The sequence below is a fragment of the Breznakia sp. PF5-3 genome (genome assembly GCF_029504745.1).
Classification (GTDB): domain Bacteria; phylum Bacillota_I; class Bacilli_A; order Erysipelotrichales; family Erysipelotrichaceae; genus Breznakia.
Genome location: NZ_JAQFIQ010000006.1, coordinates 14,947 through 36,318 on the forward strand (window position 1 = coordinate 14,947; position 21,372 = coordinate 36,318).

Genomic DNA, 21,372 nt, shown 5'->3' on the forward strand with positions numbered 1-21,372 from the left:
GTCTATCTCCTTATTGATTTTGGCGGCTTTTGACGATGTTTTTTAAATGATGCATAAAATGCTGATAAACTATCAAAACCAGATGCAAAGGCAATATCTACGATTTGCATATCCGTTTCTTTCAACAACTTTTCCGCTTTTTCTAACCGCAACATATTACGATAAGAAAAGGGTGTCATTCCATATTCTTTTTGAAATATTAGACTAATATGATTAAAAGATAAATCTAAACCATCTATTCTTTCTTTCAAACGTGCCGAATCTTTATACGTTTCTTCTATAATCCCCTTTAACCTTTTTGCAGTATCTTTTTCTGGTGTAAACACAATCAAATCGGGACGACACCTTTTACAAACCCGATATCCTCGTCTTTCACATTCATCCCTTGTATCTATGAATTCAATATTCTTACGTAAAGGCTTACGCGCTTTACATGATGGTCGGCAGTAAATACCCGTAGACTTTACTCCAATATAAAAACAACCATCATAATTGGCATCACACTCTATAAAAGCTTTCCATTTTTGTTCTTCTGTATATTTCATAATTTATCCTACCCTTAAAGTATAAAGTACTTTAAATGCTTTTTCTTCTAATATTTCATGATAGATATTTTTTAATACATGCTCCTCTATACGAAACCCTCATTTATTCACAATACCATACTATCATTTTTTCAAATATACTAACAATATCAATTTATTTATAATATTCTTTGATATATTTTTTCAATTTATAAAAAAGTAAAAAATATATTGTTATATTTTATACATATAGTATAATATAAGTGAGGAAAAGAGGAAGATAGGTACTCATATCAATAATAGATCACTTTTCCTTTCTAGTATCATCATACTTCTTCAGCATCTATTATTGAAAAAAGACCTTCATGAAAATGAAAGGTCTTTTCTATATAATTTTTTATTTGTTTTCTTTACAATCTGCTCCATTGGTTTTTAAATTTTTTACATATGTCTTATAAGGCGTATCTTTCAAATCATCAACCGTAATATTATCCATTCCTAACATTGGTGGAAATTCTTCGATTTCATTCACTTTAAGTGTAACCTTTAAAACTAAATCATCGCCATCAAATGAGATGTCAAATTCAGTACCTTTATATTCACCAAATTGCTCTTTTATAGCTTTCAACCCAGATTCTCTTTCGCTTTCACTAACACCTGCTACAGCGTCTTCTTGAACTGCAGTAACTGTAATTTCGTCAAGTTTTTTACCATCAGGAACAATTACCATTTCCATAGATGATCCACTTACATCAATTTTACAAACAGTAGATTCTTTTGCTTCTTTTTTACCATCTCCTGAACATCCACTTACAAGCAATGCAAAGAAGAAAATACTTAAACATATTTTTTTCATAATTCTCTCTCCCATATATGGTTTTATTATAAGCCCCCTTCATAATAAAACTACTTTCTAATAGTATTAGTATATCATTAAATTCTTTTTGACTCTAGAGCAAAAACATAATTTCATCCATAAACATAGTTATTTACTTGAGCATAGATTCATATTCATACAAAGTTTTCAAATTAAAATGTTTAACAAAACTATATATCCATTCATGAGAAATCGTTAATAATACTTGCCCATGATATTGAACACTTAAACTTAACTCTTTTGGTTTTGAACACCATTCTTCTGTACAATTCTTTCTTTGTTCTTCCATTTCTTTAACAACCTCATCAAGATTATTTGAATCAGCATATTTTTTAGTGATATTATCTATATCTTCTTGTGACAACATATATTGCTTTAACTCATTTTTATAAAAACTATATGCATAGAAAACATACTTACCATCAATAAGTTTAATAAATTTAATAAGCTCATCCAAATCCACTATCTCTATACATCGAAATATATCTTTTAAATCTAGCGCTTCTACTAGCGTAATATCATTATTCTCAAATCGCTTCCACAAATCTTCCTTACTCATTATGACATCTTGTTCAAAATATTCTAAATCTTCCATTTAACATTTCCTCCAATTAACTCCTATTATACTACATTATTTTAGATGAAGCACTGAATTATTTATTAGTGTATCATCCCAAGTCAAAGATATTTATGATGGTAATGAATATCATTACTATCAACACAATATTCAACATAACCATATAAATTATGAATTCTTTTTGAAACATCTCGAAAGCCATCAGTATCAGATAATATAAATGAATATCCGTTATCCTCAACCCACTTTTCTGCTTGACTCATCAACTTCTCACCAATATGAAATCCTCGTTGTTTTTCATCTACATACCATGGCTCTACAACTGGGATAGGCTTATCGGAAATCAATAGATTATTTATCTGATTATAATAATCTGTGTCTTTAAAATGATTCAGTAATTCTTTATAATTTTTTGCACATACTAACCCTATATCAATAAATCCAGCTAGTGTTTCATCTTCATTTTGATATACATAGCAAATCCATTTATCATAGTTTCTAAAACGATTATTCTTAGGGTAATATAGAAAGGCTGTAATTTCTTCACGCATCTCCTGTTTTGTATAATTGGTATACAAAAGACATCTCATTCTTAACAGTTCATCAAAATCAGTTTCTTTACATTCCCTTAACGTCGCCTACCTCCTATGCTATTTTATTAACAAAGTCTATTTTTATAGTTTTATCATTTCTTTATATTCATCCAACGTTTTTAGATCATAAAATTTTGAATAACTCTCGAACCAGTTATGAGTGATAACCATTGATATCAACTTTCCTTGTACGATTACACATAAAGTCAATTCATAAGGTCTGTCGAAATTACTTTTCTTGCAATTATCAACTTGACTTAACATTTGGTTTGAAATATTTGATTTTTCATTGTAATCAGGATTCTTCGTAGTCATTTCAACAACATCATTTACATCAAACACATATTTATCCACTTTATCATCATAATACTTATACCAGTAAAAAATATGCCTTTCTCTTTCAACACAAGCACATTCTACAAACTTCTTAATATCTGGTACTTGAATGACAGCTTCTGATTCCTTTATAAATTCAGTTTCAACATACCTGATTTTATTATACTCAAACAATTTTATTAAATCTTCTTTGCTTATTATGACATCTTCTGTAAAATCTTTCTTAATTTCCATTTTTAAGTCCTCCATTTATATTTAATTATACTATATATTCTAGGTTTTGATTACTATTTATGTAGTATATCAGGGTTACTATACACCTAGAGCATTTCAAAACAAGGATACCTCCTATACATTATTTATATCACTATTAATAAAATCTCTCACAGAATATCAAAACTACGTTAAACAAACAAATAGGTTTAGTATAACTTGGTGGTCAGGTCATTCTAAAGAAATGGTGCAAAAAAGATACAGTCATTTGTTTCCAGAAAAGAAAAGGAAAATAAGGAACGTTTTGGATAAATTTTAGAAAAAGTACATCAAAAATACATCAAATTGATAATCAGCAAAGAAAAAAGCCCAATTTCAAGGGCTTATTTTATAAATGGCGTCCACAGAAGGATTCGAACCTTCGACCGCACGCTTAGAAGGCGTGTGCTCTATCCAGCTGAGCTATGTAGACAACTGCTCAATAATAATACCAAAAATACATTGAAAAGGCAAGGTATAATTATTGATATAATTAAAAAAAGACTAATCTAAAAATTCAAAATTCACTTCTATATTCCCACTTTGATCATCGATATTCATAATCGCATAAGAAGGCGCTCGTCCATCACGTGAATGATATACTGATCCAGGGTTAAGAATATGCACACCATTCTTTATTTCATAATAAGCAACATGTGTATGTCCATAACAAACAATATCGCACCCTTCATTCTTTGCCTTACGTATCATCTTCTCTTCTCGTTTAAAATAACTAATCATATGAGAGTGAAACATAATTAAGCGATGTTTCCCTAAGTTTAATATCATTTCCATTGGATAATCATAATAATCATTGTTTCCACAAACAGTAATGTATCGTGGATATTCTTCTGGTGGTAAACAAATATCTCCACAATGCAGAAAATAGTCTGCATCTGCATGTTTATCCAAAATCATTTTCAATGGTTTCACCATTGAATGCGAATCACTAACTACTACTATCTTCATATCTAATTACCTATACTTTCTAATACTTTAAAATTCTCATACATGATTGTTAAATAATCTTGATTATTATTTGCTTCTTTTTCACTCAACGAAGACAAATTACTCAACTCAATAGGAATAAGTCCCAACTCTGCAACCAATTCATTATATAATTCTTCTATTTTAGGCGTCAAGTTTTGTTCATGAGCAATGTATAAAACTCCATCATCACGGATCTTTTGCTTTATAATTTCCAATTGTCTTTCATTTGGCAAAGCCCCATACTTTGACAAGATAACAGGATAAACTCTTATTCCAAAAGCATTCTGCCAATTCCCAAAACTAGGTGTCATAGATACAAAAGCAATATCCATATTACTATCTTTTAACACTTGATATTGTGCATCTAGATTAGTTAAATCTATTTCTAATTCTTCATAATTTTCAATAAATTTAGCTTCGTGTTCTGGATATTCTGAAATTAAATAATCTCGAACAACTTCTGCAGTACTGAGCATCGTTAATGGATCCATCCACACAAAAGGATCTTTCGTATAAGTATTTATATTATTAAACACATCACCATCATAATATGAAGTCATTTCTTGAGTCTCTGTACCATTGTTTGTAGAAATAATTACTCTTTGAAAATCATAATAATACCCATAATTCATCAAATCAACATAATTTGTTCCTACTTCGCGAATATCTTTGCTATATATTTCAAAGTATGGTTCCATACCTGAAATATAAAATAAAGCATTACTATTTTCTAAATCTTCTTTATAACTCTTTTTTAATGAAGCAACTTGAATCGTAACATCTGAAGAAATATTACATGTTTCGATATATGGTTCCCCAATACGTTGAAATAAATATTCGATTGGATACGAAGTTGTACAAATTTCTACTTTTTTATTATTACAACCACTTATCAAAAAAGTTGTACATAACAACACCAATACCAATATTTTTTTCATTTGCTTCACCTACTTCCTCCCTTTATATATATAAAGACGTTCTTCTTTTCGAATTCGCAATTCTTTCTTCTTAATATAATTATCTCTTATGTTTGTTAAAAAGAATAATACAAAAACAAACAAGGCATTTATGATGATGGTTAAGAACATCCTATCACTTATCCACATATAAAATGAAATTTTTGTTTCATTGATTAACAACATATAACCATAAACAATCAACTGTGTAGCAAACAAAGCACTAATACATATAACAATACTTTCTAATAAAGAATCTCCTAAATGCTTTGTCCATGCTTTGACAATAATACACAATATAACAAAAATGATTGAATATACCAAAAATGAATTTGTATAGAAAAAATCATAAAACATTCCACTCAACAAAGATAAAATAATTGCATCTGTAAAATCCATTTTACGAACAGTTAACACCAATCCACAAATTCCAAAGCAAGACACAAAATACATATGATCCATACTAAAACTAATATTGAAACATGCCTCAATTGCTCCATCTATCAAAAAACACAGGAACACAAATAAATATTGTACAACCATATTATTTCACCTTCAGAACACTAACATATTCAAAATCATTGAAATCTACCGATGGAGTTACCAAAACAGATTTCCCTTCTGCATTGTATAAATCCTCAACCTTATCAACTTCACCAATAATAATTCCAGCTGGAAATAATTTACCTTTTCCTGATGTTATAATCTTCATACCTTTTTTTATTTCTACATTTGAATCAAAGATACTAACCACATATTTCCCCGTACTTTTATCATAGCTTTCTAAAGAACCATCAGTTGCTTTATCTTTACTTAACTCAACCTTTACAGAAACACTATTATCCATCTTTTCATTAGTTAATAACTTTACTTTAGCACTTGTCGGATTTGCTTCTACTACTTTTCCAATTAACCCTTTACTACTAATGACAGCCATATCTTCTGTGATTCCATCATTGCTTCCTTTGTTAATTGTTAGCATGTTTGACCAACCTTGGATATCGCGTACTAACACTCTTGCTGAGATGCTCTCATAATTATTACTTGAACTAATATCCATCAACTCTTCCAATTCATTCAATTTACGTTTACTTTCATCCAACTCTTCTTTATACATCTTTTGAGAAGCTAACTTGTTTCTCAATTCATCATTTTCATTTTGCACATTCCACAAATTACTAAAATCATCAGAAAATCCTGCAACTGTTTCCACAGGATGATCAATTAATGAATATCTCAGCATTGTAAAAACATCATATCCATATTTTGAAGCAATATTTCCTCCTATAATTCTAGTGAAAATACCAAATGTTAATAAACATGCACATATTGTTATCAATACCTTTTGGACTCTAGTAAAACGAAATTTATCTCTATATACCTTTGAAAAACGCTCCATACATCACCAACTCATCTTCGCCTTTCTATGTTCTCTATTATAAACTATTCTCCACAATTAATAAAGAAGGGTTTCCCCTTCTAATCAATTAAATTCTTTTCTTTAAAACTAAAATAATTATTATGAGAAACAACAATATGATCTATAACACTAATCCCAATAATATCACCAGCTGTAACTAACGATTTCGTAAACACTATGTCTTGTTCACTTGGATTACAATTGCTACTAGGATGATTATGGGAAACAATTATGCTAGCTGCATTCTTCTGTATTGCTTCTTTAAAAATTTCTCGTGGATGTACAACACTGACATTTAAAGTTCCAATGAATAAAGTTTTCTCACAAATAATTTGATTCTTTGTATTTAAAAATAAAACATGAAAATTTTCTTGTTTTTTAAAACCTATTTTTTGATTTAAATACTGTGACAAATTTTTAGGAGAATTTATTTGTATTCGATCTGTAAGGTTTTCAAAAGAAACTCTCTTACTAATTTCAAAAGCTGAAAGTATCTCCAACGCTTTAGAAGATGAAATCCCTTTAATTTTAATTAACTCTTCATAATTCATACTATATAGATTCAACAACCCTCCAGCTTCATTTAATACCATTTCAGCCATCTGTAATACTGATGTTCCTTTATAGCCACAACGTAAAATAATTGCTAACAATTCACGATTGGACAAACTTTCAATCCCATTTATAACTGCTTTCTCACGTGGACGTTCTTTTGAACTAATCTCTTTTATTAAAATAAAACCACCATCACTTCCTATATTATTTTACCCTATAAAGACCTTGTTTCCTATTCTCTCTTTATTACTTTCGCTTCTTTATGTTATACTCACAAGTGAATAGACAAAAATAATTGGAGGAAACATAAATGGAACTAAGCAAAGAACTCTTGCAAAAGCAAATTGAGATTTTACTTCATGCGATTGAAAATGGAAAAATTGATAATCGCAAGTATTATCCAACATTATATTTAGATGATTTAATTAACATGGCTGAAAATAGTGAAGAATCTGGTTACAATGTAGAGCGAATGGTTGCAGCTTCGGCAATTAAATATCCTGATCTTCACAACCTCATTCGCAACCTAGTACAGCAAATCACTATTTTTAATTTAAAAGCTTGGGATAATTATGATGATTTCTGGCTATTACATGCTAATGATATGGACTATGCAGGTGCTGCATATGCTAAAGAACTAGCCATTGCAAATCAAAACGATATTCAAACCTATATTGACTTTTACCTTACAAATGATGTTAATCACGAAGTATATCAAGGAAAGGATATTGAAGCAATATTAGAAAAATGGGGTGTTAGCGAAATTACCTACCCTCTCATTGTTGCTCGTTGGTTTGAACCTGGACAGCATGGTGATGAACAACTAGAAGAATATTTTGATAGCATGATAGAAAAGTTTACTGATTCTTCACAATGTGATTTGTTTATAAAAGCATGTGCTAATTGGTTTTTAAATCGCATTCAAAAAGATAGCCATGAAATAGACTTTGATGATAAAGAAATGTTAAACCGTCTGTTTTCAAGTCTCTTTGATGAAGTTGAGAACTATGAAGACTACATGGCTGATCATGAAGATGATGAAGATTTTGATGAAGAAAACATATATGGCTCTGTTATCAATAAATTCTGTGATTATGTTAAAGAAGGAAAACTACCTACCTATTCTGATTTACTATAATACTAATTAGAAAGGATGTGATTTTAATTACTATCATATCCTTTTTCTTATCAAAACAATGTTCCCTGTTCGGGCTTTTGTGGATTCTCTAAATTCCATATCAAATTATTAGTCAATTTGGGAGAACACCATCTATCTTCTTGATTACCACGTAAATATTCATGAACTTCTTCATCTTCTAAAATAAACGGTAATCTTGAATGAACTCTAGCAAACTCTTTTGTTGCATCTTGTGTAATCACCACAAAACAATTTTCATCCCCCACTTTCATATATAGTCCTGCCATATTTAACAACTTAGAATCTTTCCTTTTCACCATATACTTATTCTTATGCTTGTCCCATTCATAAAAAGCCGGAACTTTCACTATACACCTTCTATTTATAAAACTATCTCTAAAAAACTCCTTTATATTTACTGTTTCCTGCCTTGCATTAATAATAGATTTCCCTTTTGACCACTCTGCCTTTATACCCCACAGCATCTTTACAACACCTGCCTTAGTAATGATCGGATAGTACATACCTGGAGTAATCTCTCTCGATTCATCTATATCATATAGTTCTTTGCTGACACTAAATAGAGATTGCATATCTTCCTTTGTAAGTGATGCAAAACGACCGCACATTATTTACACCTCCATTCATAAGTTAAAATCAAAATAAATAAATATACATTTTCATACTCTTTACTTCCTAAAACCTGTATTGGTATCATAGCATATTCGAAATCGATTAACATCTATTATTCTTTTTCAGTATTTAATTAATTTTGTAACCTCTTTTTTATTGACTTATAAAGGAACACTTTGATATAATCACTATGTTGGAAATTTGACTTGTTAGCTCAGTTGGCAGAGCAACTGACTCTTAATCAGTGGGTCCAGGGTTCGAATCCCTGACAGGTCACCATATAAGAATAACCGTTAATACTTTAAATCAAAAAGGGTTAACGGTTTTTTTATTAAATTAATATAAGATCCACCATCTATTATTTCAGCTATATATATTATAATTGGGACCTATTGAAAAAGATTATTAAAGGCAATTAAATAAAAAAATTGAGTATGTCATGATTTCCCTATATAATATTAGAGTGTTAATAGTATGAAAATTATTTAAAGAGAAATCCAGATTGTATACAAATTCTAATAAGCATCCAAAAGATATTGGTAGCACAATCAAATCTTCATGCTCTTAATAAATAGGAATTTGCGGAGGTATTAGAAAGTGAAAAAAATATTTAGTTTAGTATTAATATTAGGATTGTTGTTTTTAGGGGGGTGTAGTTCTAAATCCGTTGAAGAGAAATTAATTGATTCTGGATATACTATTGATAAAGCTAATATTGATAATATTATTATTTCAAACAAAGAAAATGATAGCTATTTTTGGGTATTTTCATATGAAGCATCAAAAGCAAAACACATCTCTTATATTGGTGGCGAGTTAAATGATGGCTCCGCTGACCCTGATAAATCAGTACTTATTAAAGGCAAAAAAGAAAAAGAAAATACTGATTCAGCAATAAAAATATATGAAAATGAGTTGAGAAGAATTGGAATAACTGAGAAAGAATTGATTGAATATTGTGAAAGCTTAAAATAAATAATAAATAAATTGAAAACTTCATAAAGTGATTTTTTATCTTTTCCTTATTTATTTGATCAACATAAAAACCTGCGCATATAACGCAGGTTTTTGCTTTTCTATCAGGTGTAAAGTGAAGTAGGAAGATAGGAAAGGGATATTTACACTTCACCTTACCATAATAGTATACCATATATGTCAAGCGATATAGCGCCATATAAAAAAGCATATCACTACAATAGTGATATGCCTGAATCATTCATTATTCTTTCTATTAATATACAAGCCTACAAATGCAATAATAATGGCAACGACAGCAATTGCCATTGCTAAAAATCCTGTAGCTGTATAGGGATTTCCTGTCAGAAGTAATACAAAAGCAAAAGCTATAAACAGATAATACACGATTGAACTGCTTATCATAAAACTCCTCCTTCCTCCTCCTTACCTACTTATATTATAAGAAGAAATGAAGAAAAGATAAACAGAAATGCACAAATTGGTATTATCGGCTTTTCATTCGTACTTTTTGGTATTATTTATTATCATTAGTAAGATATGTTTTTAAACTGTCTAACCATATTTTATACAAATCACATTCTTTGATTATTCTATTTGCATTGCTTGTTGATGGCAAGCAAATACAAGATATTGATAAAGAAGAAAAATGACGTTGATATAATTCATAACTCTTTTTTCCATTACAAAAAATAGCCTTTATTGAAGGATGGATAGCAACAAAATCAGCAATTGGATTCACTGTCACATTTCGAATCTTAGAATCTAAGCTTCCTTCTCGCTCACAACTCTCTATAACATCCCATAATGCTATGCCATGCGCCTTCAAGCATTCTTCCTTATCTGTATAACTATTAAATTTACATCCTGTATAAGTTGTAATTATCTTCCAAAATCGATTATGTTTATATCCATAGTATTCTACATTTTTAAGTGATGTGACAGAAGGCATAGATCCTAAAATTAAAATTTTTGCTTCTGCACCAACAATCGGTGGAAAACCTTTAATCATTTACTTTCTCACCAATTAAGTCATAAGGCAAAGCATCCGTGATTTTTACCATTACAAAACTTCCTAATGGAATCACTGTATCACTTCTAAAAATAACCATTCCATCAACTTCATCAGGTGCATTCATCTTAGAACGCCCACGATACTTTCCACTAAGTCCATCCAAAGCTTCCACTAGCACCTCTATCTCTTTACCTATATATTTCTTATTATTTTCTAAAGCAATTTCTTTTTGTCGCTTCATAAGCTCATCCAAGCGTTTATCCATTACTTCTTGATCTACTTGCCCATCCATGTCATATGCTTTTGTATCTTCTTCTGGAGAATATGTAAAAGCCCCCATGCGGTCCCATCGTACAACCTCTAAAAAGGCTTTCAATTCCTCAAAGTCTGCTTCCTCTTCATGAGGAAAGCCTACAATGAATGTCGTTCTTAATGTTGGATATTCAAAGGTTTGACGAATATAAGAAATTCTCTCTAAAATTTCCTCTTTCGTTCCCCTTCGATTCATAAGTTTTAATAAACGATTTGATGCATGTTGCATAGGAATATCAAAATATGGAATCACTTTATCCAACTTCTTCATACCATCAATCAATTCATAATCAATTTCATCAGGGTACATATATAAAATACGAATCCAGTGCAATCCTTCAACTTCATTTAATTTTTCAAGCAATGTTAACAAACTTCTCTTTCCATATATATCCATTCCATATTTTGTTGTATCTTGGGCAATTAAAACCAATTCCTTAACTCCAGATGTTGCTAACTCTTTGGCTTGTTTAATCAGTTGTTCCATAGGATATGAAATATTTCCACCACGAATTAAAGGGATTGCACAAAATGTACAACAATTGCTACAACCTTCAGCTATTTTCAAATATGCAGTATATGGTTTGCTAGATATTAATCGTTCACTCTTATTATAAGAAACTAGAGGATTCCCTAAATGATGTTCTAATATTTCATGTAAATGAGGATATTCTGCAATACTAATAATTACATCAATCTCAGGTATTTCATTTATCAATTCTTGCTTATATCTTTGTGCCAAACAACCTACAACAATCAATTTCTTCACATGTTGTTTCTTGTATTCTGCCATTTCCAATATGGTATTGATAGCTTCTTCCTTAGCAGATGTTATAAAACCACATGTATTGATGATAATGGCTTCTGCCTTATTGGGATCATTCACAAGTTCATGTTTTCCATGTACAAGCATTCCCATCATCGTTTCACTATCTACCAAATTTTTACTACACCCTAACGATATAAATCCAACTCGCATAATATTACCTCACTTCTTCTACATGATTATACAACATTTCCTATTTCTTTCAACCAACGAAAGAAAAAAGAATAGAGAACCTATTCTTTTGTACGCTTAAGCCATTTTAAAGCATGTAACAATTTTATTTGATTTCCATACATCAAAGTACCACGACGGTAAATCTTTGAAGCTCCCATTCCAACAAGAACCGTTGAAACAATCAAAATTCCAAAAGATATCAATACCTCAAAAATTGGTACATCAACCATCGCCATCCTTGCAAACATTGCCATTGGTGAACTTAATGGAATAAAAGATGCAATTTTAAAAATTGTATTCGTTGGATCCATTACCCCTAAATACACAACAAGATAAATAGCAACAAAAACTACCGTAATTGGTGTTGCACTACTATTAACATCTTCACTTTTTGAAACCAAGGCTCCTAATGCACCAAAGATAAATGCATAAAATAAGAAACCAAAAATTCCAAAGACTGCAAATGCTACCAATACTGATGTCGGTATATTAAACATCGCATCTAACATTCCATTCCATGCGGAAGCATTGAGTGAATATGCCAGAAATGTACTACCTACAAACATCCCCACCTGAATAAAGGCTGCTAATGCAGTTGCTAACACTTTCCCAAAAATCAAAGCATTCGTACTCGCGCTTGTTACAAGAAGCTCCATTGTACGATTTCCTTTTTCACTAGCAACAGTGGTTGCAATCACATTTCCATACATAACTGTAATCATATATATAATTAATATCATCACAATTGTATAAAAGAAATTATTCGCACCATCACTACCTAAAATCTCCGTTTTCCCGATGCTTGTATTCTTATAATATATATCCATTACTTTATTTGCATCAAGCCCAGCTTCATCAAATGCATGATTTCGTTTCACTTGAGAAATCGCCTCTGAAAAAATTGTATTCGTCACATCCGTCATACTTGAATCATATACATAATACGTAAAAGAATAGTTTTCTTTTACATAAAATCCACCATCGGCTTTTTCATCAGATACACTTTTTTTCAAAGCATCCAAAGAATCAGCTGTTTTAAATTTAGCGTTTGGAAAATACATTTTAAGTGTTTCTCCCTCATCATCTAAAACACCATCAGGATCATATACGATATAATCAACTTTACTTGTTAACTGCTCTACAAGCGTATCCTTCGCATCACTTGTTTCTATTTCCCCAAAAAAGCTAGGGATTGATAACCCAATTACTGCAATCAACACAAATATCGTAGTTGTTACAATATATGTTTTTGTCTTTACTAAACCCAAAAACTCAAACTTAAAAATGGTTAAAAACTGTTTCATTGTTCATCACCCGTCTTCCATACAAAAATATCTGTAAGCGTAGGTTTATAATCACCAAACAACTCAATATCAACAGATATAGAATTCAGTTTTTCAAGAAAATCTTTTTTACTGTATCCATTTAATAATTGAAGGATTAAAAAATCTTTCTTCTTCCCCTCTATAGCCACTTCTTTTGAAAGTCTATCTATACACAATGTTTCCAACTCTTGTAAAGTGTAATTGTTAGCATTTAAAATAATTTTCTTTTCACCCAAATCCTTTTGAATTGCATCAAGATTTCCCTTTAACACAATTTCTCCACGATTAACAATTACAATATCTTCACAAAACTCTTCTACATAACTCATTTGATGACTAGAAAAAATAACAAGTTTTCCTTTTTTTATTTGCTCATCAATTAAATTTTTTAAAATCTGTGAATTTACTGGGTCTAACCCACTAAATGGTTCATCTAAAATAACAATATCTGGATTACAAATCAACGTTTGTGCCAATTGTACTTTTTGCTGATTCCCTTTTGATAAAGTTTCAAGTTTTCGATTTGTATATTCTTCAATCTCTAATTTCTTCATTAATTCTTTTGCATTCGTTTTTGCTTCTTGCGCAGATATACCACGCAATTCACCAAAATAAATCAATTGCTGTAACACTTTCTTTTTAGGATACATTCCCCGTTCTTCAGGCATATATCCAATTTTATAATCTTTTGCTACAAATGGTTTACCATCGATTAACACTTCTCCCGATGTCGCTTTAAACACATCCATCAAAATCCTAATCGTTGTTGTCTTACCTGCACCATTTCTTCCCAAAAGACCAAGTGCTTTCCCCGCTTCAGCATCAAAAGAAATTCCATGTAACACTTCGGTTCCATCAAATTTTTTTCGAATTCCTTTTACTTCAAGTTTCATAGTTTCCTCCCAACATTGTAACGATATAATATCACATTGAAAATGTATTTCCTACTATATTTTTAATATCAAAATTTTTTGACATAATAATAAAACAGTTACATTTCCGTTGCCTATATCAGTATTAAGACTATTATTTTCTTCAATAGGTTCCATTTTATAGTATTATCCGTTTTTGAGGAAAGAATAAAAAAACATTGTTTATTTTGAATCGTTATATCCAAAATATGAACAATGTGATTACAAACCCAACAAATAAAGAGTTTTTTCATTTGTATAAATAGGACATTTAATAGTATTCTAACTTCTTTTCATTACGTTTAATCAACATACCGATTTTACTGTTGATTAAAATAGTCTAATAATAAAATTCTATTTAATGTAATTTCTTTTCCATCTAGATAAGAAAAGTAATCATTATTTGAAGAATGAAATACTAATTTATATGCACACAATGCTTGGTATTGAAAATCTGTATGTGTACTACCATATCGTAAATCCCCAAGCAAAGGAAACCCCATATGAGCAAACTGCGCACGAATTTGATGAGCTCTTCCACTAAACAACTCAATTTCCACTAAACTAATATCCTGTTTTGTTTTTAAAACATGATATTTCGTTTTCATTTGCTTGTATCCTACTTCTTCAATATCGCGAATAATGATTTTTTGATTTTCCTTTTTATGATAATGAATCCAAGTATCTGCGTTTTTATTTGGTATACCTTTTATAAGCGCAAGATAGAATTTATCAAGCCTTCTTTCCTTAATCAATAAATTTATATTACGTAAACTTTCTGCGTTTTTTGCACCTATTACAAGTCCTTGTGTATTACGATCAATACGGTGTGCTAACGCAGGAGCAAAACTTTGTTCACTTTCAGGGTTATACTCTCCCTTTTCGTGTAAATATTTCTTCATTCGATTGATAAGTGTATCAATATCTTCATTTTGATCACTGTGCACAAGTAGGCCTACAGGTTTATTCATAATTAAAATATTAGTATCTTCATAAATAACTTGAAGCTCACTTTTAGCTTTTAAAAAAGTCATATCTTTTTTTGTTTCAAAAAACTCTTCCGCAATATAACATGAAAATATATCCCCATTACATAATTTTTGTTCTGGCTTACAACGTTTTCCATTTACTTTTATTTTTTTATTTCTAATATATTTATACATTAAACTTTTAGGCAATTTAGGTAGGGCTTTTTGAAGAAATTTATCAACTCTTTGATTTGCATCATTTTCATAAACATGAATCGTTTGCATTTTTTTACCATATAATCGCTACATACGCGATCCCTATAAGAATTCCTACCAATGACCCAAAAAATACATCTGTGAAATAATGTACTTTTAAATACATTCTTGATATTGCAATTAAACTTGCAATAATAAACGCAATGAATCCAAAGTTAGGATAAAAATATCCAATCACAATCGCACAAGCAAATCCATTGGCACTATGGCCTGAAGGAAACGAAGATCCATATGGATTATTAATATGAATCTTGATATCTGGATGGTCTTCAAAAGGCCGTTTTCTTCTAAAAATCGCTTTAATAAAACCATTATTTATAGCATTTACCAATAACATTACCACCACTAAAGCAACAACCAATTTACGCTCACCACGCAAAAAAGCAGTTATACAATAAGCCAACCATATAAAACAAAAATCCCCCATATGGGTACAGAAAATCATAAATTTTTCCAAAATAGGGTTCGTTAATTTATCATTAATATAATATAATATCGTATCGTCTATTCGATTCATCTCATCACCTCCCATATTATATCTTATTAAAGAAAAAAAGGATAGTATTGATTTACTATACCTCGTTCTCTATATATTGATATAATATTCTCCCCAAACGTGTTAAACCATCGACAATACGATCTTCTTGCATGTTGGAAAAATTTATTCGAAATGTATTTTCATTGCCACCATTTGGATAAAATGAACCACCTGGTACAAAGGCAATATTTTCCTTTAAACTTACTTTCAAAATTTCTCTAGCATCAATATATTCTGGCAATTCAACCCAAGCGAATAATCCGCCTTGTGGTCTTGTAAACTTAACTACCTTTGGAAATGATTTTTCCATTGTATGGACTGCTAAATCACGACGTTTTTTATAAACTTTACGTATCTTTTCAATATGTTTATCAATATCATATTCTTCAAGATATTTAGCTATAGTAATCTGTGACATAGTATTACACTGCAAGTCGGAACCTTGTTTTACCAAAATGAATTGACGAATTAATTCTTTGTTTCCTGCTATCCAACCAATTCTATACCCAGGACAATATATTTTTGAAAAAGTACCAGTACACATAATATACCCTTTTTTATCAAAAGCGGATATAGAAGGTAAAAATTCTCCTTCAAAACGTAATTCACCATATGGATTATCTTCAATTACTGGAATTTCATATTGATTAGACAGTTCTGCTAATTTCTTTCTTCGCTCTAAGCTCCATGTTCTTCCAGAAGGATTTTGAAAATCTGGGATAACATAAATCAGCTTAACCTTTGTATTGCTTTTTAATATTTTCTCTAATTCATCCATATCCATTCCATCATCATCACAACTAATCTCTTCAAATTTTGCCCCAAACATCTTAAATGCACTAATTGCGGCAAGATATGTAGGACTTTCACAAATCACAACATCTTCTTCATCTAAGAATACTTTCCCACCCAAATCCAATGCTTGCTGTGAACCATGAGTGATTAAAATCTCATCTTCATTAAAGTTTGTATCTAAACGTTTTTCCATCCGTTTGGCTATCCATGTACGAAGTGGTTGATATCCTTCTGTTGTGGTATATTGTAAAGCCTTTTGTCCATCTTCAACAAGAACTCTTTCATTTATTTTCTTTATATCTTCAATAGGAAATAATTCTGGTGCTGGCAATCCTCCAGCAAATGATATAATTTCAGGATTTTCAGTTATTTTTAAAATTTCACGAATCTCTGATGCTTTCATATTTTTCATTCGTTTAGCTAATTTCATAAAACACCTCCTGATGATTTTCTATGATTATATCATTTGTATTATATTATTTCCACAACAAAAAAAAAAGAGGTAACCCCCTATTTTATGCGTATATTTTTGTATTCCTTGGCTTTTGATCCTTCCAAGATATCTTCAATCTTTTCTACAATCAACCAATCATCCATATTTTTTTGACGATCATATTGCATTGGTTCAATCTTCTCTACATCCCGCACTTCAACTAGACAAATAATCTTCTTTCCATACCATCGTTTCTTTTGAGCATCACTCAATTGTAATTGCTCTTGATTCTTTTCAAGCAAATGAATCGACTCATCAGCACTCATTTTCTCTGAATTAAAAACATGACTTACAACCCCTCTGGCACGAATTGTTCCACTCCCATCATTCTCTACAAAATATAAAATTTCACCTGCAAATACCCTACTATGTGGAAGCTTACGTCCTGCTGCACCACGAACAATCATTGTCTTTTTTTTGTTTAATAAATTTTCTAATACATTGCTTTTCTTATCTGTATATACTAAATGTTCCATCTTGTTCTCCTTGTATAGTAACACTATAAACCCTACAGTAACTGTAAGGTCAAGAAGAAATTGGAATTGTTAATAATGTTACAAATAAATCTTCATCTTTTCCCGAAACTGGATCAATAATATATTCCTCACATCCTGGACCAATCATTTTAAATCCATTTGTTTTACACCAATCTAACATTTTAGCATATGTATTATTCATATTATGATATGCACCATAATGATATGCACAAACAACTAAGAAATCCCCCCACTTGCGAACATGTTCATGTTCTATGTCTTCTGCAACTCTTACACACACTTCAATATCAGCATTCATAGGGTTATAGGATTTATAATGATCATGATAAATTGCCATTACATTTCCACACATTGTCAAATTATGATCTTCACTTAATTTTCGTAATCTTGTAAACCGTAAATAAAACGCTTCTGGAGTTGATTCACTTCGATATCGCTCAAACAAAAGATTGGTAGATGGAATACGTTTCACAAATACATCCTCGCTTCTATTATCGCTCAATGTCGTCCACTGTTGTAAAAGCTCATGATGTAATCTTAGGTGCATCATCTTTTCTGTTACTGCTTTTTCTTTTTCTACTAACAAGGGCTCATTTTCCAAAGTATCCACATTCATCAAATATTTTATCTCTTCAATTGAAAACTCTAGCCTCCGAAACAGTTTAATTTTATTTACGATTAAAAGATGATTTTCATCATAGTATCGATAACGATTTTCTTCTGCTACAATTGGTTTCAATATCCCTATATCATCATAATAATGTAATGTTCGTACCGATAAATTACATAACTTAGAAAATTCCCCAATTTGATAATATTTCATTTCCCATTACCTTTCCTATTTATTTTATCAAATACCAAAAGAAAAAGCATTATAAAATTATAATGCTTACATCCGTTTTTTCAAATACTCCTTAAAGCTTGTTGGTTTACGATTCAATAACCAAGTTAACACATTAGCATTCCCATCAATTCCATATTTACTATATGTATTAGATAATTCAATAAATGCATCGCGTGAATAAACATTTTCTAAATGAATACTATCCATAAAATCAACAATATCAATTTTTTCTGCGATTGCTTGTTCACCATATACTTCATTAAACTCACAAACCAATCCTTTTGGTGATAATACATCATTTCCCACCAATTCATAAGTTGCTTTGTTATGAATTTCAGGATGTTTTAAAACATTTGCAGTTACCTCTCCTACATCATCGCTATCAACATAAGCAAGGGGTGTATCTATATCATAAAAAATAGAGTAACGCTTCGTTTCTTTTACAAGCATTGGATTAAAATTATGCATATAATGCATAGGTTGTAGAATTGTATAATTCAATCCATCACTTAATCCTTTATATATTAAATATTCTTCAATGTCTCTTTTTGCTGTATGTTGTAATAAGGTTGACATAATTGAATGTGTTACTGACATCAACACAAATTGCGAAACCTTTAAACGAACCGCTTCATCAATCATCGCTTTTCCTATATAATATTCCTCTGCTTTAAACAATGGAGGAATAAAGACAATTTGAGAAGCTCCTTCAATTGCCAAGCGAATTGTTGATATATTAGTTAAATCACCAACTACAACTTCTTTAACTCCAAGTTCATCTTTCAAATTCTCCACTTCTGGATTAATGTCAGTAGCTCTAACATCTAACCCTGCACTTACCAATTGTTTAACAATACTTCGTCCTGTGTTTCCATTTGCACTTGTTACTAAAATCATTTTATATTTCCTCCTTTTATTAGTTTCATTATAATAAAATATAGGTATGTTTACAATGATTAAGCAAATGAATTGAATCTCTATTAAGATATGCTATCATATAAATAGTTAGATTAAGCTAACATATTAGGAGGAAAGAAGAATGGAAAACAGTTTAAACAAATATTTATCAGATTTAGTAGTTGAATATCATAAACTACAAAACTTTCATTGGTATGTGAAAGGAAAAGATTTTTTTACAGCGCATGAAAAACTAGAAGAATTATATGATTACATCAATGAAACAATTGATGAAGTTGGTGAATTAATTCTTATGATTGATGGCAAACCAAAGGCTTCTTTAGAAGATTTCTTAAAGTTATCTAGTATTAAGGAGGCGCCTGCTCAACATATCGCTTCAAAAGATATATATAAAGAGGTTTTAAATGATTTCGAACATTTATTAAAGACATCAAAAGAAATCAAACGTGATGCAGAAGTAAAAGAATTGGATGTTGTTGCAATTCAAATGGATGATTACATAAAAGAATTTACAAAATCTATTTGGATGATCAAGCAAGTAGTAGAAGCATAATAGATGTTTAGAAAATTAAAGGATGTAATTTCTGTAAGATACAGTAGTTACATCCTTTTTTTATCAACATCATAAAGCAATCCTTTGGATCACTTTATGATTACTACTTTTGTTTTTTCAACGCTTCACTACCCTTAGTAATAAGTAATGGTTTTACTAGCCACTCCACATTGTCCCAATGTTCTTCTTTTGTAAGAATTTCAAATCCACTCTTGAAGAACGCAAGAAGGGCAGCTTCTGGATCTTCGTAATTCATCACATCTCTTAGAGTTATAAAATACTCACTTTTTTCTTTACTATAAAATGCTTTATCTGGTTTGATATTTGTATTCGATAAATCTTTTGTTACAAATGGGTATGGTAATATAAAGAAACTTGGTTCATCTATTGTATCATCACCTGGCCAAAAACCAAATTCAATCATCTGCTCATCAAAAGCCGTCTTTTCAATTACTCCATTACCTGGAAAAGGTGCCTCTTTACCACTAAATAACACAGCAGAGATATCAAATGTTCCCCAGAAAAATGATGGTAAGATTTTCTTGCCTCGATATGCAGATACAAATTTCAATAATGCATTATGTGCAAATGTTGACATTTGAAAAAACGTCAATGCACATTGCGTATCGTACTCTCTTTTCACTTTATCATCTTCAAATGGTGTTCGAGTATTCATTTCCATTGGAACTGTACATATTTCCGTCTCACACATTACATCATTAAGCATGCGATTAAATAATGCATAATATTCACTGATTGATTTTCCAGTTTCGAAAGAAAACCCACTTGTTCGCCCATCGATACCACTGGCTACTACTTTCCCTTCTTTGATCATTAATGAGATGGAAAAACTCTTTTCACCATTCGGGATTAACCCCGTTGTAAATCCATCCGCATTTAATTGTAAAAGCGTATGATTCCATTCTGGTTGTGGTTCCATTCTCGTTAATTTTGCTTTCCCTAACATCTGACTTATCAAATGTAAGGTAAGCGCTGTATCTTTCCATTCACTATACTTTAACACATTCATTTCAACATCTCCTTTTCAATAAATATCCTATTAGTGATATTATATCATTTCGGATTCTATATGTAGATTAG

General features: G+C 30.5%; 26 protein-coding genes and 2 tRNA genes. 4 read left to right on the forward strand and 24 right to left on the reverse strand.

Features of this window, described 5'->3' with window-relative positions; all coding sequences use genetic code 11:
- Positions 1–2 precede the first annotated feature (2 nt).
- The 11 genes from M2475_RS02330 to radC form a co-directional block, all read right to left on the reverse strand.
- On the reverse strand, positions 3–545 hold the full coding sequence (locus M2475_RS02330; protein WP_277489335.1) for an Ada metal-binding domain-containing protein: 543 nt from the start codon (positions 543–545) through the stop codon (positions 3–5).
- 376 nt (positions 546–921) lie between these two features.
- A complete protein-coding gene (locus tag M2475_RS02335; RefSeq protein ID WP_277489336.1) occupies positions 922–1,380 on the reverse strand; it encodes a hypothetical protein in 459 nt (152 codons plus the stop codon).
- A 133-nt stretch (positions 1,381–1,513) separates the two neighbouring features.
- On the reverse strand, positions 1,514–1,996 hold the full coding sequence (locus M2475_RS02340; RefSeq protein ID WP_277489338.1) for a hypothetical protein: 483 nt from the start codon (positions 1,994–1,996) through the stop codon (positions 1,514–1,516).
- Between the two features lie 83 nt (positions 1,997–2,079).
- On the reverse strand, positions 2,080–2,556 hold the full coding sequence (locus M2475_RS02345) for a GNAT family N-acetyltransferase (protein ID WP_277489340.1): 477 nt from the start codon (positions 2,554–2,556) through the stop codon (positions 2,080–2,082).
- A 96-nt stretch (positions 2,557–2,652) separates the two neighbouring features.
- Entirely contained in the window at positions 2,653–3,141 is a 489-nt protein-coding gene (locus tag M2475_RS02350) for a hypothetical protein (RefSeq protein WP_277489343.1), read from the reverse strand.
- Positions 3,142–3,515: 374 nt separating this feature from the next.
- A tRNA-Arg gene (locus M2475_RS02355) sits at positions 3,516–3,592 on the reverse strand.
- 71 nt (positions 3,593–3,663) lie between these two features.
- Positions 3,664–4,128 (reverse strand): metallophosphoesterase family protein, encoded by a 465-nt coding sequence (locus M2475_RS02360; protein WP_277489345.1) that lies wholly within the window; start codon positions 4,126–4,128, stop codon positions 3,664–3,666.
- Between the two features lie 2 nt (positions 4,129–4,130).
- Complete coding sequence (locus M2475_RS02365; protein ID WP_277489347.1) at positions 4,131–5,087, reverse strand: zinc ABC transporter substrate-binding protein; 957 nt, start codon at positions 5,085–5,087, stop codon at positions 4,131–4,133.
- Positions 5,088–5,096: 9 nt separating this feature from the next.
- Positions 5,097–5,648: a hypothetical protein gene (locus M2475_RS02370; protein WP_277489349.1), complete on the reverse strand. Its 552-nt coding sequence runs from the start codon at positions 5,646–5,648 to the stop codon at positions 5,097–5,099.
- Between the two features lies 1 nt (position 5,649).
- Positions 5,650–6,504 carry a rod shape-determining protein MreC gene (mreC, locus tag M2475_RS02375; RefSeq protein WP_277489351.1) on the reverse strand — a complete coding sequence of 285 codons (855 nt, stop codon included), beginning with the start codon at positions 6,502–6,504 and terminating at the stop codon, positions 5,650–5,652.
- Between the two features lie 80 nt (positions 6,505–6,584).
- Positions 6,585–7,283, reverse strand: a complete 699-nt coding sequence (radC, locus tag M2475_RS02380) for a DNA repair protein RadC (RefSeq protein WP_346780380.1) — start codon at positions 7,281–7,283, stop codon at positions 6,585–6,587.
- Positions 7,284–7,390: 107 nt separating this feature from the next.
- Between radC and M2475_RS02385 the strand changes: the two genes are divergently transcribed.
- Positions 7,391–8,218: a hypothetical protein gene (locus tag M2475_RS02385; RefSeq protein WP_277489352.1), complete on the forward strand. Its 828-nt coding sequence runs from the start codon at positions 7,391–7,393 to the stop codon at positions 8,216–8,218.
- 50 nt (positions 8,219–8,268) lie between these two features.
- Here M2475_RS02385 and M2475_RS02390 read toward each other — a convergent pair whose 3' ends face one another.
- Positions 8,269–8,847, reverse strand: a complete 579-nt coding sequence (locus M2475_RS02390; RefSeq protein WP_277489353.1) for an SOS response-associated peptidase family protein — start codon at positions 8,845–8,847, stop codon at positions 8,269–8,271.
- A gap of 207 nt (positions 8,848–9,054) precedes the next feature.
- Between M2475_RS02390 and M2475_RS02395 the strand changes: the two genes are divergently transcribed.
- Both M2475_RS02395 and M2475_RS02400 read left to right on the forward strand, forming a co-directional pair.
- Positions 9,055–9,130: transfer RNA gene (locus M2475_RS02395), tRNA-Lys, on the forward strand.
- A gap of 318 nt (positions 9,131–9,448) precedes the next feature.
- Entirely contained in the window at positions 9,449–9,826 is a 378-nt protein-coding gene (locus M2475_RS02400) for a hypothetical protein (RefSeq protein WP_277489354.1), read from the forward strand.
- A 237-nt stretch (positions 9,827–10,063) separates the two neighbouring features.
- Here the strand turns inward: M2475_RS02400 and M2475_RS02405 are convergent, their stop codons facing one another.
- The 11 genes from M2475_RS02405 to M2475_RS02455 form a co-directional block, all read right to left on the reverse strand.
- On the reverse strand, positions 10,064–10,231 hold the full coding sequence (locus tag M2475_RS02405; protein WP_277489355.1) for a hypothetical protein: 168 nt from the start codon (positions 10,229–10,231) through the stop codon (positions 10,064–10,066).
- A gap of 112 nt (positions 10,232–10,343) precedes the next feature.
- Positions 10,344–10,838, reverse strand: a complete 495-nt coding sequence (locus M2475_RS02410; RefSeq protein WP_277489356.1) for a DNA-deoxyinosine glycosylase — start codon at positions 10,836–10,838, stop codon at positions 10,344–10,346.
- Complete coding sequence (rimO, locus tag M2475_RS02415) at positions 10,831–12,132, reverse strand: 30S ribosomal protein S12 methylthiotransferase RimO (protein WP_277489357.1); 1,302 nt, start codon at positions 12,130–12,132, stop codon at positions 10,831–10,833. Before rimO ends, M2475_RS02410 begins: the two co-directional genes overlap by 8 nt.
- Before the next feature lie 80 nt (positions 12,133–12,212).
- Complete coding sequence (locus M2475_RS02420; RefSeq protein WP_277489358.1) at positions 12,213–13,457, reverse strand: ABC transporter permease; 1,245 nt, start codon at positions 13,455–13,457, stop codon at positions 12,213–12,215.
- Entirely contained in the window at positions 13,454–14,371 is a 918-nt protein-coding gene (locus M2475_RS02425; RefSeq protein WP_277489360.1) for an ATP-binding cassette domain-containing protein, read from the reverse strand. The genes M2475_RS02420 and M2475_RS02425 overlap by 4 nt, the downstream gene beginning before the upstream one ends.
- 338 nt (positions 14,372–14,709) lie before the next feature.
- The gene (locus tag M2475_RS02430; protein WP_277489361.1) at positions 14,710–15,642 is read right to left on the reverse strand and encodes an RluA family pseudouridine synthase; all 933 of its coding nucleotides are present in this window, start codon (positions 15,640–15,642) and stop codon (positions 14,710–14,712) included.
- Positions 15,643–15,646: 4 nt separating this feature from the next.
- Entirely contained in the window at positions 15,647–16,150 is a 504-nt protein-coding gene (locus tag M2475_RS02435; protein WP_277489362.1) for a phosphatase PAP2 family protein, read from the reverse strand.
- Between the two features lie 55 nt (positions 16,151–16,205).
- The gene (locus M2475_RS02440; RefSeq protein WP_277489364.1) at positions 16,206–17,396 is read right to left on the reverse strand and encodes a PLP-dependent aminotransferase family protein; all 1,191 of its coding nucleotides are present in this window, start codon (positions 17,394–17,396) and stop codon (positions 16,206–16,208) included.
- 80 nt (positions 17,397–17,476) lie between these two features.
- A complete protein-coding gene (locus M2475_RS02445) occupies positions 17,477–17,935 on the reverse strand; it encodes a hypothetical protein (RefSeq protein ID WP_277489365.1) in 459 nt (152 codons plus the stop codon).
- Positions 17,936–17,984: 49 nt separating this feature from the next.
- Complete coding sequence (locus tag M2475_RS02450) at positions 17,985–18,779, reverse strand: MerR family transcriptional regulator (protein WP_277489366.1); 795 nt, start codon at positions 18,777–18,779, stop codon at positions 17,985–17,987.
- A gap of 66 nt (positions 18,780–18,845) precedes the next feature.
- The gene (locus tag M2475_RS02455) at positions 18,846–19,697 is read right to left on the reverse strand and encodes an NmrA family NAD(P)-binding protein (protein WP_277489368.1); all 852 of its coding nucleotides are present in this window, start codon (positions 19,695–19,697) and stop codon (positions 18,846–18,848) included.
- A 142-nt stretch (positions 19,698–19,839) separates the two neighbouring features.
- On the opposite strand from M2475_RS02455, the gene M2475_RS02460 reads away from it, so the two are divergent.
- Entirely contained in the window at positions 19,840–20,271 is a 432-nt protein-coding gene (locus tag M2475_RS02460) for a DNA starvation/stationary phase protection protein (RefSeq protein ID WP_277489369.1), read from the forward strand.
- 103 nt (positions 20,272–20,374) lie between these two features.
- Here the strand turns inward: M2475_RS02460 and M2475_RS02465 are convergent, their stop codons facing one another.
- The gene (locus M2475_RS02465) at positions 20,375–21,301 is read right to left on the reverse strand and encodes a DUF5996 family protein (RefSeq protein ID WP_277489371.1); all 927 of its coding nucleotides are present in this window, start codon (positions 21,299–21,301) and stop codon (positions 20,375–20,377) included.
- Positions 21,302–21,372: the final 71 nt, after the last annotated feature.